This is a genomic window from Caulobacter sp. (assembly GCF_035254145.1).
GTDB lineage: Bacteria > Pseudomonadota > Alphaproteobacteria > Caulobacterales > Caulobacteraceae > Caulobacter.
Window position 1 is genome coordinate 1 of the sequence record NZ_DATFAV010000313.1, and the last position, 10,902, is coordinate 10,902.

Annotated in this window: 12 protein-coding genes and 1 pseudogene; 7 read left to right on the plus strand and 6 right to left on the minus strand. The window is 70.4% G+C overall.

The genetic code is table 11. The features are described from left to right. Nucleotides 1–2: 2 nt before the first annotated feature. Entirely contained in the window at nucleotides 3–1,025 is a 1,023-nt protein-coding gene (trxB, locus tag VJ655_RS18755) for a thioredoxin-disulfide reductase (RefSeq protein WP_324113719.1), read from the minus strand. A 145-nt stretch (nucleotides 1,026–1,170) separates the two neighbouring features. On the opposite strand from trxB, the gene VJ655_RS18760 reads away from it, so the two are divergent. After that, entirely contained in the window at nucleotides 1,171–1,380 is a 210-nt protein-coding gene (locus VJ655_RS18760) for a hypothetical protein (protein ID WP_324113720.1), read from the plus strand. An 84-nt stretch (nucleotides 1,381–1,464) separates the two neighbouring features. Then, the gene (gene pseI, locus VJ655_RS18765; RefSeq protein WP_324113722.1) at nucleotides 1,465–2,517 is read left to right on the plus strand and encodes a pseudaminic acid synthase; all 1,053 of its coding nucleotides are present in this window, start codon (nucleotides 1,465–1,467) and stop codon (nucleotides 2,515–2,517) included. A gap of 10 nt (nucleotides 2,518–2,527) precedes the next feature. Here pseI and pseG read toward each other — a convergent pair whose 3' ends face one another. Then, complete coding sequence (gene pseG, locus VJ655_RS18770) at nucleotides 2,528–3,529, minus strand: UDP-2,4-diacetamido-2,4,6-trideoxy-beta-L-altropyranose hydrolase (protein WP_324113724.1); 1,002 nt, start codon at nucleotides 3,527–3,529, stop codon at nucleotides 2,528–2,530. Next, nucleotides 3,526–4,239 (minus strand): cytidylyltransferase domain-containing protein, encoded by a 714-nt coding sequence (locus tag VJ655_RS18775; protein WP_324113738.1) that lies wholly within the window; start codon nucleotides 4,237–4,239, stop codon nucleotides 3,526–3,528. The genes pseG and VJ655_RS18775 overlap by 4 nt, the downstream gene beginning before the upstream one ends. A gap of 111 nt (nucleotides 4,240–4,350) precedes the next feature. Here VJ655_RS18775 and VJ655_RS18780 point away from each other — a divergent pair, with 111 nt between their 5' ends. The 5 genes from VJ655_RS18780 (at nucleotide 4,351) to VJ655_RS18800 (ending at nucleotide 8,907) form a co-directional block, all read left to right on the plus strand. Then, nucleotides 4,351–4,776 (plus strand): VOC family protein, encoded by a 426-nt coding sequence (locus tag VJ655_RS18780; protein ID WP_324113726.1) that lies wholly within the window; start codon nucleotides 4,351–4,353, stop codon nucleotides 4,774–4,776. A gap of 263 nt (nucleotides 4,777–5,039) precedes the next feature. Continuing rightward, complete coding sequence (locus tag VJ655_RS18785) at nucleotides 5,040–5,411, plus strand: hypothetical protein (RefSeq protein WP_324113728.1); 372 nt, start codon at nucleotides 5,040–5,042, stop codon at nucleotides 5,409–5,411. A gap of 26 nt (nucleotides 5,412–5,437) precedes the next feature. Then, nucleotides 5,438–7,039, plus strand: coding sequence for a methyl-accepting chemotaxis protein (locus tag VJ655_RS18790; RefSeq protein WP_324113729.1), 1,602 nt, complete (start codon nucleotides 5,438–5,440; stop codon nucleotides 7,037–7,039). A gap of 160 nt (nucleotides 7,040–7,199) precedes the next feature. Further along, a complete protein-coding gene (greA, locus tag VJ655_RS18795; RefSeq protein WP_172272705.1) occupies nucleotides 7,200–7,673 on the plus strand; it encodes a transcription elongation factor GreA in 474 nt (157 codons plus the stop codon). A gap of 112 nt (nucleotides 7,674–7,785) precedes the next feature. Then, entirely contained in the window at nucleotides 7,786–8,907 is a 1,122-nt protein-coding gene (locus VJ655_RS18800; protein WP_324113732.1) for a mitochondrial fission ELM1 family protein, read from the plus strand. Between the two features lie 15 nt (nucleotides 8,908–8,922). On the opposite strand, the gene VJ655_RS18805 is transcribed toward VJ655_RS18800, so the two are convergent. From VJ655_RS18805 to VJ655_RS18815, 3 genes and pseudogenes are all read right to left on the minus strand, one after another. Continuing rightward, nucleotides 8,923–10,017 carry an HPP family protein gene (locus VJ655_RS18805; protein WP_324113734.1) on the minus strand — a complete coding sequence of 365 codons (1,095 nt, stop codon included), beginning with the start codon at nucleotides 10,015–10,017 and terminating at the stop codon, nucleotides 8,923–8,925. Nucleotides 10,018–10,135: 118 nt separating this feature from the next. Then, complete coding sequence (locus tag VJ655_RS18810) at nucleotides 10,136–10,576, minus strand: hypothetical protein (RefSeq protein ID WP_324113736.1); 441 nt, start codon at nucleotides 10,574–10,576, stop codon at nucleotides 10,136–10,138. Between the two features lie 10 nt (nucleotides 10,577–10,586). Next, a pseudogene (locus VJ655_RS18815) lies at nucleotides 10,587–10,902 on the minus strand (kinase); the annotation flags it as partial.

The following is a 10,902-nucleotide window of genomic DNA, read 5'->3' on the forward strand; positions in this document are numbered from 1 at the left end:
CCTCACCAGACCCCGATCTTGTTCGCCTCGGCGTGGCTGATCGGGTGATGCGCGGCCTTGTGGTCGGCCTCGGCCAGGAAGCGGACGGCTTCCAGGGCGGCCATGCAGCCCATGCCGGCCGCCGTGACGGCTTGGCGGTAGACGTCGTCGGTGACGTCGCCGGCCGCGTAGACGCCCTCGATCGCGGTGGAGGCCGTGCCCGGCTTGACCTTCAGATAGCCGCCGGGGCCGGTCTCCAGCTGGCCGGCGAACAGCTCCGACGACGGGGCGTGGCCGATGGCGATGAACACGCCGTCGGCGGCGATATCGCGGGTCTCGCCGGTCTTGACGTTCTTCAACCGCGCGCCGGTCACCCCCATCGCCTGTCCATTTTGGGGATCGGTCTGGCCGACGACCTCGTCGATGACGCTGTCCCAGACCACCTCGATCTTCGGGTGGGCCAGCAGGCGCTCCTGCAGGATCTTCTCGGCGCGCAGCTCGTCCTTGCGGTGCACCAGGGTCACCTTGCTGGCGAAGCTGGTCAGGAACAGGGCCTCCTCGACGGCCGTATTGCCGCCGCCGACCACGATGACCTCCTTGTTGCGATAGAAGAAGCCGTCGCAGGTGGCGCAAGCCGAAACGCCGAAGCCCTGGAACTTGCTCTCGCTTTCCAGGCCCAGCCACTTGGCCTGGGCGCCGGTGGCGATGATGATCGTCTCGGCGATCCAGTCCTGGCCGCTGTCGGTCTTGACCGTGAACGGGCGCTTGGAGAGGTCGACCGAGGTGACGATGTCGTTGACCAGTTCCGTCCCGACATGCTCGGCCTGGGCGCGCATCTGGTCCATCAGCCAGGGCCCCTGGATGACGTCGGCGAAGCCCGGATAGTTCTCGACGTCGGTCGTGATGGTCAGCTGGCCGCCCGGCTGGATGCCGGCGATCAGCACCGGCTTCAGCAGGGCGCGCGCGGCGTAGATGGCGGCGGTGTAGCCGGCGGGACCCGATCCGATGATCAGGCAGCGGGTGAGGCGAGGAGCGGTGCTGGACATGGCGGATATCTAGGCGCGATTCCGCCTCCGCGCCAGATTTCAGCCCGATCGTGAGCTCATGTCGCGGGGAAGAGTCGTAGACATAACCTTATTTATAGTGTGGACTTCCTGTTCAGTGGCGACAAAAGCCACAGGAGGAAAACGCATGAAGCTCGGAGTGATGCTGGGCGTCGGCTTGGTCGTCCTGTTCGCGGGCCTGGCCAATTTCTGGATCGGCGACGTCAAGCTGGGCTTGGCGCTGATCGCGATCTTCGGCGTCCTGGCCGCGTTCTCGGCCATGGTCGGCAAGCGCGAATACGACGAACGCCAGAGCCGGCGGCCTCGCCTGCAAGACTACGAACCCCACCCGGAGTAGGGGGCGATAGGGCGAGCGCAATTGACGCCTCGTCCACCTTTGGTCGGTTAAACTGGCGGCAACCACGTTTCGGGTGATCCGCTCATGTCCGCCCCCTTCATCGAGATCGCCGGCCGCCGGATCGGCGCCGACTATCCGCCGTATGTGATCTGCGAGTTGTCGGGCAACCACAACGGCAGCCTGGAGCGCTGTCTGGAGATGGTCGACGCGGCGGCCGACACCGGCTGCGACGCGATCAAGATCCAGACCTATACCGCCGACACCATCACCCTCGACGTCGACCGGCCGGAGTTCAGGATCCACGGCGGGTTGTGGGACGGCCGAACCCTCTACGAGCTCTACCAGGAAGCCCAGACGCCGTTCGAATGGCACGCCGCCATCTTCGAGCGGGCCCGCCAGCGCGGCGTGACCATCTTCTCCAGCCCGTTCGACGAGACCGCCGTCGACCTGCTCGACAGCCTGGGCGCGCCGGCCTTCAAGATCGCCTCGTTCGAGGCCGTCGACCTGCCGCTGATCCGCTACGCGGCGTCCAAGGGCAAGCCGCTGATCATCTCGACCGGCATGGCCAATCTGCAGGAGATGCGGACGGCCCTGGACACGGCGCTGGCCGCCGGCGCGCCGGGCGTGCTGCTGCTGCACTGCGTGTCGAGCTATCCGGCGACCTTCGCCGACGCCAATGTGCGCACCGTCCCGGACATGGCCGCGCGCTTCGGCTGCCCGATCGGCCTGTCGGACCACACGCCGGGCACGGCCGCCTCGGTGGCGGCGGTGTCGCTGGGCGCCTGCTGCGTCGAGAAGCACTTCACCCTGGCCCGCGCCGACGGTGGTCCGGACGCGGCCTTCAGCCTGGAGCCGGCCGAGTTCCGGGCCCTGGTCGACGACACCAAGAACGCCTGGGCCGCCCTCGGCGCGGCGCACTACGACGTGCTGGGCGCCGAGCGCGCCAACCTGCAGTTCCGCCGCTCGCTCTACGTCACCGCCGAGGTCAAGGCCGGCCAGGCCCTGAGCCGCGACAACGTCCGCTCGGTCCGCCCCGGCGCGGGCCTGCCGCCCGGCGACCTGGACAAGGTGCTAGGCCGCCCCGCCACCCGCGATCTCGCCCGCGGCGAGCCACTGGACTGGTCGATGGTGGGGTAAAATCCCTCTCTCAACGAGAGAGGGCGTTTAGTTTGATCATCTCCAAGAACGCCTCCGCCACCCGCTCGGCGCCCAGGCCGTCGCAGACTCGGGCGCTGGCGGCCGAGAGGGCCGCGCGGCGGTCGGCGTTGGCCAGCAGGTCGCGGACCTCGCGCGTGAAGGCCGCCTCGAAGTCCGCCGCGGCGACGTCCAGGCAGGGCGCGACGCCGGCCGCCGCCAGCGCCTGGGCGGCGGGGGCCTGGTTGGCGGCCAGGATCAGGGCCAGGGTCGGCAGGGCCAGCACGCAGCGCTCCCAGGTGGTCGAGCCGCCGGCGCCGATGGCGAGGTCGGCTTCCAGCGTCAACTGGGCCATGTCCTGGGCGTCGACGTGCAGCGTCACGCGCGGATCCTCGGCCGCCAGGGCGCGCAGCACCGGCAGGCTGGGCGCGCCGCCGCCGACCACGACATCCAGCGCCGCCTCGCCGACCAGCGGACGCAGCAGGTTGACGACCCGCCAGGTGATCCCGCCGACGTCCGTCAGTCCCAGCGAAACCAGGATCCGCCGCACGGGCGGCTGGCCCGCCCGCCGCGCCAGGGCCGCGGGGCGCCGTTCGACGAAGGCCGGGCGGACGGGGGCGTAGTCGGGACCCAGCAGCAGGCGGGCGTGTGGTGGAACGAAGCCGGCATAGTCGCCAGGCTTGCGCGCCGGCCCGGAGTCCACAATGAGGTCGGCGGCCAGCGGCCGGTCGGCCAGATCGTCGATGACCAGGCGAGGCCGGCGCTTGGCGATCATGCGGTGGTCCGCCGCCGTCAGGCCGTAGTGGTCGAAGACCACGGCGTCGAAGTCTTCGTCGTCCTCCGTCCGCGCCATGTCGGGGGCGAAGGCGTCCAGCACCGCCGCGACCTCGGGCGTCGTCTGGAAGGCGCAGGCGGCGCCCGCGCGCTCCAAGGCGCGCGCCAGGGTCAGGGACCGCATGACGTGGCCGCCGCCAACGCGGGGTCCCGCCGCGCAGACGAACAGGATGCGGCTCATACCCGCCGGTCGCCGCCGTAGTCGGCCAGGTCCGGCCGGCTCCTGACGAAGGCCCGGACATCGTCGGACGTGAAGGCGTGGTTCCCGGGATAGAGCGCGTCATAGACGGCCGCGACGAAGGCGTAGTCGTCGGGCCGGTCGACGGTCCAGCGCACCGCGCCCTGGTCGGGATGGCAGGCCAGGAAGACCTGCTTCCAGCGGTCCGGCTGAGCGCGCAGGTCCCAGGTGACGTGCTCGCGCGCTTCCGAGGTGGCGACCCGGGCGACCTCGCGCAGGGCCGAGGCGCGCATCACCTCGATGTCGGTCCCCTTGGGCCAGGCGCGGCCTGGCGCGACATTGTTGGCGTAGTCGGCGTCGCTGGACAGGAAGAGCTCGATGGTGGCGTCGATCAGCGCCGGGTCGGCCAGGGGGCAGTCGGCGGTCAGGCGCACCAGGTGCTCGGCCGGATGGGCGTCAAGCGCGCCCAGGAACCGCTGCTGGACGTCGTCCAGCGAGCCGCGGAACACCGCGATCCCCTCGCGGAGCACGGCCTTCTCGATGGCGTCGTCCTCGGGGCGGTCGGAGGTGGCCACGACCAGCTTGTCGATGTGGCGGGCGCGGCTGACGCGCTCGATCTGCCGCACGATCATCGGCTGGCGCACGATCGGCATCAGCACCTTGCCCGGCAGGCGGGTGGAGCTCATTCGGGCCTGGAGAACGGCGAGGATCATGCGGCGATGATGGCGGCTCTCGCGGGGAAACGCCACCGCCTGTGTCCGCGTGGGGCATGAAACCATCGCGCAACTGGGCTAACCTAGGGGAAACCACAAGGAGGAAGCCCGATGAAGATCGTCACCAGCCTGAGCTTCAAGGGTGATTGCCGCCAGGCGTTCGATTTCTACGCCCAGGTCCTGGGCGGCAAGGTCACCGCCGCCTTCCCGTACGGCGAAGGTCCCCCCGACATGCCGGTCGATCCGAAGTACAAGGACTGGCTGATGCACGCCTGGCTGGAGGTCGGCGACCAGGCGATCATGGGCGCGGACATGGCGCCCGAGTTCGCCCCCAACATCGACAAGCCCAAGAACGGCTTCGACGTCACCTATCACACCGACGATCCGGCGCAGGCCCGCCGGGTGTTCGACGCCCTGTCCGAGGGCGGCAAGGTCGGCATGCCCTTCGCCGAAACCTTCTGGTCGCCCGGCTACGGCAGTTTCGTCGACAAGTTCGGTATCCCGTGGATGATCAACACCACGCCTAAACAAGGGTAGAGCATTTTCCGACGAAGCGGACGCCGGTTCGTCGTCAGAAGATGCGTCAAAACAAAAGACTAGAGCGTTTCGTCGATCCAACTGGATCGGAAAATGCTCTAGGGCGCGCCGGCCGGGTCGAAAGGACGCTCCGCCCGCCCCGTTTCGGGTGCGACGAAGCGTCGCCATGGCGTTACGGTTAAGCCTTCGAAAACCACGTTTGGCGCCATCGTGCCGTCGTATCTCGCGCTTTTCCCGCGATGCGAACAGGGAGCACGCTCGCCTTGACCTCGGCGCCAACGCCCAAGACCGCCGCGCCACGTCGTCCGGCCGCCGCCCTCGGCGCGGCCGCCCTGGCCGTGCTGGGCATGGGTCTTGGCCTGTTCGCCGCCGTGGCCGTCGAGGCCGAGCCCCGTACGCCAGGCCGCGTGGCGGCGGTGTTTCCGCCCTGGTGGGACCCCGCCCGGATCATCGGCGCGGCCGGCTCGGCCGGCGACATCGCCGGCGCGGGCGGCGCGTCCTTCGTCGTGATCCTGCGAGGCGATCCCGCCGACCTTTCCGCCCGGGCGCGCGCCGCCGGGGCGCTGATGCTGCTCGATCCCGCCCTGGCCGGCGTCTGCGCGCGCCCGGCCGTTCCGTCGTCCGTGAACCCATGAAAGCGCCCTCGAAGATGAAAGCGCCCATGAAGCTGGTCTTCTCCAACCTGGAAGCCCAACGCCGGATCGGCGGCAAGCTGATCGCCTTCCTGACCTGGGCGATGATCCCGGTGGTGCTGGCCGCGCGTCTGGCCGTTCACGGCTCTCTGGTCGGCCTGGCGATCGCCTCGGTCCTGGCCGCCGCCGGCGCGACCCTGGCCTGGCGGATGGGCGGGGAAGGCTCGGCCGGCCGGTCGCTGGTTGGGGTGGCGCTGATGGCGCAGGTCTCGCTGCTGGTCGCGGCCCTGAGCGGCCATCCCTGGCAGACCGACATGCACATGGCCTATTTCGCGGCCCTGGCCCTGCTGGTCGTCTATTGCGACTGGATGGTCATCGCCGCCGGCGCCGCCACGGTCGCCGTCCACCACCTGGGCCTGTCCTATCTGCTGCCGCAAGCGGTGTTCCCCGACTCGGCCAGCCTGGGCCGGGTGATCGTCCACGCCGTGATCCTGATCGTCGAGGCCGGCGCGCTGATCGCCGTGACCGCCAGCGTCAACAACATGTTCGCCATGGCCCAGAGCGCCCGCGCCAAGGCCGAGGGCGCCGTCGGCGAGGCCCAGGCCGCCCAGGACGCGGCCGAGCACGCCCGGCGCTCCGAGGAGGAAAGCCGCAAGCGCTACGCCCAGGACCACGAGCGGGCCGAGGCGCAGCGCGACGCCGCCATCGCCGCCCTGGGCCAGGCTCTGTCGCACATGGCCCGCGGCGACCTGACCGCGCGTTTGGACACCCGTTTCGCCGAGGCCTACGAGGCCCTGCGGGCCGACTACAACGCCGCCGCCGGCAAGCTGGCCGAGGCGCTGGCGGTGATCGAGGGCCGGGTGGGCGGCGTGCGCGCCGGCGCCGACCAGATCGCCGACGCCGCCGTCAACCTGGCGCGCCGCACCGAACGCCAGGCCGCCAGCCTGCAAGAGACGGCCTCGACCATGGACCAGATCACCGCCACGGTCGGCCAGACCGCGTCCGGCGCCAAGAAGGCCGCCGATGTGGTGGCCCGCACCCGCGACGACGTTCAGCGCTCGGGCGAGGTGGTCGAGCAGGCCGTCGCGGCCATGACCGCCATCGAGGGCTCGTCCCAGGAAATCACCAACATCATCGGCGTCATCGACGAGATCGCCTTCCAAACCAATCTTCTGGCCCTGAACGCCGGGGTCGAGGCCGCCAGGGCCGGCGACAGCGGCAAGGGTTTCGCGGTCGTGGCCCAGGAAGTGCGGGCCCTGGCCCAGCGCTCGGCCGAGGCCGCCAAGGAGATCAAGGCCCTGATCTCGACCTCGACCCAGCAGGTCGAGGCGGGCGTGGGCCTGGTCGGTCGCACCGGCGAGGCGCTGCAGCGCATGGTCGCGCAGATCTCCGAGATCGACGCCCTGGTCTCCGAAATCGCCGCCTCGGCCCAGAGCCAGGCCCAGGGGCTGGCCCAGGTCAACAGCGCCGTGAACCAGATGGACCAGGTGCTGCAGGAGAACGCCGGCATGGTCGAGGAGACCTCGGAGGCCACCCAGACCCTGAACGCCGACGCCGGCCTCCTGGCCGACCTGGTGAGCCAGTTCGACCTGCCGCAGGCTTCGCACGAACCGGTGCGCCGCCGGGCCTAGGGCGCGCGCTTCGGCGCCCCCTCAGCGCGCCCCCGGCGCCCCTTAGGTAAGGCTGGCCCCCTTGCTTATCGAGATTGGGGCGCCTATCCTCCCAGCCCCCGGTCACGAGCGCCCGCGACCGGAAGACTTTCCTCCCAAGGCGTCCGAGCTAAAATCCGCAATGGAAAAAGTGCCGATGACCGTCGGGGGTTATCAGACCCTCGACGAAGAACTGAAGCGTTTGAAGACCGTCGAACGTCCGGCCGTAATCGCCGCGATCGCCGAGGCGCGCTCGCACGGCGACCTGTCGGAAAACGCCGAGTACCATGCCGCCAAGGAGCGTCAGGGCTGGATCGAGGGCCAGATCGCCGAGATCGAGGACAAGATCGCCCGCGCCCAGGTCATCGACGTGTCGAAGCTCTCGGGCAAGCAGGTCAAGTTCGGCGCCACGGTCAGCGTGGTCGACGAGGACACCGAGGACGAGGCCCGCTACCAGATCGTCGGCGAGCACGAAGCCGACGTGAAGTCGGGCCGCATCTCCGTGTCCTCGCCGCTGTCGCGCGCGATGATCGGCAAGGAAGTCGGCGAGGTGGTCGAGGTCAACACGCCCGGCGGCGTCAAGGCCTACGAGATTCTCAAGGTGGAGTGGCTGTAGGGCGCTCGTCGCCCTAGCTGCGCCACAAGTCCGAGTTCAATGAAACAAGGTCGCTCCCGGATTCGACGCCGGGCGGCGGCCTTGTTTCGTTTTCGTCGCCCCGGGATCGATCTTGGCCGAAGCCCCGAAACCTTCGCCCGGCCTTCCGCTGAAGGTCTGGGCCGTGTCCGACGGCCGCGCCGGCATCGAGGCCCAGGCGGTCGGCCTGTCGGAGGCGATCGCGCGCCTGGTCCCTTGCGAGGTCACGGTCAAGCGCGTCGCCTGGAAGGGCCGCACCGGCCGCCTGCCGTGGTGGCTGAACCTCTTGCCGCGCCGCTGGGTGACGCCCGAAAGCGAGCTCCCTTCAAGCAAGGACGCCGAGGCCTGGCCCGACATCTGGGTCGCCGCCGGGCGCGCCACCCTGCCGTTGTCGATCCGCGCCAAGCGGTGGTCGGGCGGCAAGACCTATGTCGTGCAGATCCAGGATCCGCGCGCGCCGGCGACCATGTTCGACCTGGTGATCCCGCCCAAGCACGACCGGCTGTCGGGCGACAACGTGCTGCCGATCACCGGCTCGCCCCACCGCGTGACTCCGGCCCGCCTGGCGGCCGAGGCCCAGGCGTTCAAGGCCATGATCGACCCGCTGCCGCGCCCGCGCGTGGCGGTGCTGGTCGGCGGCAAGTCCAAGGCCTTCGATCTCTCCAGCGAGCGCGCCGCCCAGATCGCCCACGCGATCCAGATCCCGCTGGAGCAGGAGGGCGGATCGCTGATGATGACCTTCTCGCGCCGCACGCCCGAGCCGGCCCGCGCCCTGATGACGGCGCGGCTGCGCCACCTGCCGGGGGTGATCTGGCCAAGTGGGAAAGAGAGCGGCGAGGGGGCCAACCCCTATTTCGCCTTCCTGGCGGCGGCCGACTACATCCTCGTCACCGAGGACTCGACCAACATGGCCACCGAGGCGGCCTCGACCGGCAAGCCGGTGTTCGTGCTGAAGATGGACGGCTCCAGCCTGAAGTTCCGCCTGTTCCACGAGGAGCTGGAGCGCCAGGGCGCGGCCCGCCCCTATGGCGGCGCCTTCCACGGCTGGACCTACGCGCCGGTCAACGAGACCGACCGCGCCGCGCGTGAGGTGCTGGCGCGGATGGGCGTGGAGATCCCGGAGGCGGAGGTCGCTCCGACCCCGCCGCCCGAGCTCCTCGAAGCGCCGGCCAAGCCCAAGCGCAAGCCGCGCGCGCCTAAATCCCCTCTCCCATAGGGAGAGGGTTTTCGGTTAAGCCCCCACCACCGCCTCAACGATATGCGCGCGATACAGCACCGCCAGCAGGTCGGTCTGAGTGATCACGCCGATCAGCCGGCGCTCGCCATCGACGACCATGGCCTCGTGAGTGTGGCCGCTGGAGAGGATCGGCAGCAGGGCCGCGATCGGGGTGTTCTCCATCACCTTGTGCACGAACGGGTCCAGCGCCGCCTCGACGGTGCGGCGGCGGTTGGCCTGCAGTTCCGCGCGCCGGGCCATGCCGATGACCCGCAGGTCCTCGTCGACCACCGGGGCGGCGCGCAGCTCGTGCTCGCGCAGATAGGCCAGGGCGCTCTCGGCCGACTGGTCGCGGTCCAGGCGGATGACGTCGCGGGACATCACGTCGCCGCAGCGGATCTGGGCGTGCAGCCGCTGGGCGGCCGACAGCTCGACCTGGCGGAATAGGGCGTCCAGGTCCTCGCGGCTGACGTCCAGCAGTTCGCCGTAGCGGGCCAGAGCCTGGTCGAGATCGACGGGGCTGTAGCCGATGCGGGCGGCGGGGGCGGGGTCGCGGGTGTGGTGCGGACTAGGCGGGGCGACCGGTGCGCGGTGCGGATAGGAGTGGCCGGTCAGTCGACCCCAGGCCACGCCGGCGCCGGTCAGCAGCAGGGAGTCGAGCGCCACGGGGCTGAGGGCGAACAGATAGCCGGCCTTGGCCACCGCCGGCCCGCCGATCACGCAGATCAGGGCCACGGCCCCGCCCGGCGGATGCAGGCAGCCCAGCAGCATCATCATCCCGATCGCCAGGCCCACGGCCAGCGGCGCGGCGACCAGGGTCTGGGGGACCAGCAGGGCGACGGTGATCCCGACCAGGGCCGAGACGATATTGCCGCCCAGCACGGCGCGCGGCTGGGCCAGGGGGCTGGCCGGCACGGCGAAGACCAGCACCGCCGAGGCCCCGATCGGCGCCACCAGCAGCGGATGCAGCCAGTCGCCGCCCCCGACCGTCAGCCTTCCCAGCAGGCCCGCGAACGCCAGCCCCAGCAACGCGCCGCCGCCGCCGCGCAGGGCGTCGATCGGACGAATGGGGTTCTTGCCGCGGAGCAGGGCGTGGAGGCGAGCTGTCATGGGCGGCCTGATAGACCGAGCGGCAAGCATGGTCTTTCCGTTTTTTTGTACAGGCGGTTGAAGAAAAGGGCGAGGGGATAAATTCCCTCTCTCTAAGAGAGAGGGAGCTCGATGCCGCCTACCCCGCGGGCGGATGCGCCAGCGGCTTGAGGTCCGGCTCCACCCAGCCGCGGCGGGCCTCGACCGAGAACAGGCGCTCGCGCGACCAGTGGGTCAGGGGCCAGGCCTTGTCGCCCATCGGCGTCTTCAGCAGCAGGGCGGCGGCCTGGGCGTCGCTGGTCCCCGCGGGCAGGGCGGCGGCGAAGGCGCGGATGGCGGCCAGATAGGCCTGGGTGATGGTGTCGTGATAGCCGGTCTGGTCGTCGTTGATCCCGCCCACGGCGACGTTATAGGCGCGGATGATGTCGGGCAGGTCGCGCTCCAGGCCCTCATTGCGGGTGCGGACCAGGCGCAGGGTGGCCGTCAGGTGGGCCGCATGGGTCCACGCCTCCCGGGGCAGGGTGCGGTCCAGAAGCCGAGCGGCCAGGACGGCGATCTCTTCATCGGCGTACGCGTTCATGGAACGCTGGTTACCGAACAAGCTTGGCCGTGGCCAGGATTTCCGTCGGCCGCCGCCGCTCGTCCAGCCGGATGACGAGATCGGCGGCGCCTGGCAGGTCCGCCGCCATCCAGCGGGTCAGGCGCTCGTAGTGGGCGACGAAACGGTCGAGGGCGGCTTCGTCCATGGCCTGGGCCGGATCGCGCCCCTCGGCGGCGAGACGCTGGCGCAGGCGGGCCTCCTGCTCGCCACGCCAGGTCCTCACGACGGCGAAGTCGGGGGCGGTCATCAGGACAAGGCGGTCCAGCCGCGCGAACAGCCGGGCGTAGGGACCAGCCAGGGCGGCG

Coding starts and splice junctions, on each gene's coding strand:
- trxB (WP_324113719.1), bottom strand. CDS start 1,025: ATGTCCAGCACCGCTCCTCGCCTCACCCGCTGCCTGATCATCGGATCG.
- pseG (WP_324113724.1), bottom strand. CDS start 3,529: ATGAGCCGCATCCTGTTCGTCTGCGCGGCGGGACCCCGCGTTGGCGGC.
- pseI (WP_324113722.1), top strand. CDS start 1,465: ATGTCCGCCCCCTTCATCGAGATCGCCGGCCGCCGGATCGGCGCCGAC.
- VJ655_RS18790 (WP_324113729.1), top strand. CDS start 5,438: ATGAAGCTGGTCTTCTCCAACCTGGAAGCCCAACGCCGGATCGGCGGC.
- VJ655_RS18775 (WP_324113738.1), bottom strand. CDS start 4,239: ATGATCCTCGCCGTTCTCCAGGCCCGAATGAGCTCCACCCGCCTGCCG.
- VJ655_RS18760 (WP_324113720.1), top strand. CDS start 1,171: ATGAAGCTCGGAGTGATGCTGGGCGTCGGCTTGGTCGTCCTGTTCGCG.
- greA (WP_172272705.1), top strand. CDS start 7,200: ATGGAAAAAGTGCCGATGACCGTCGGGGGTTATCAGACCCTCGACGAA.
- VJ655_RS18805 (WP_324113734.1), bottom strand. CDS start 10,017: ATGACAGCTCGCCTCCACGCCCTGCTCCGCGGCAAGAACCCCATTCGT.
- VJ655_RS18780 (WP_324113726.1), top strand. CDS start 4,351: ATGAAGATCGTCACCAGCCTGAGCTTCAAGGGTGATTGCCGCCAGGCG.
- VJ655_RS18810 (WP_324113736.1), bottom strand. CDS start 10,576: ATGAACGCGTACGCCGATGAAGAGATCGCCGTCCTGGCCGCTCGGCTT.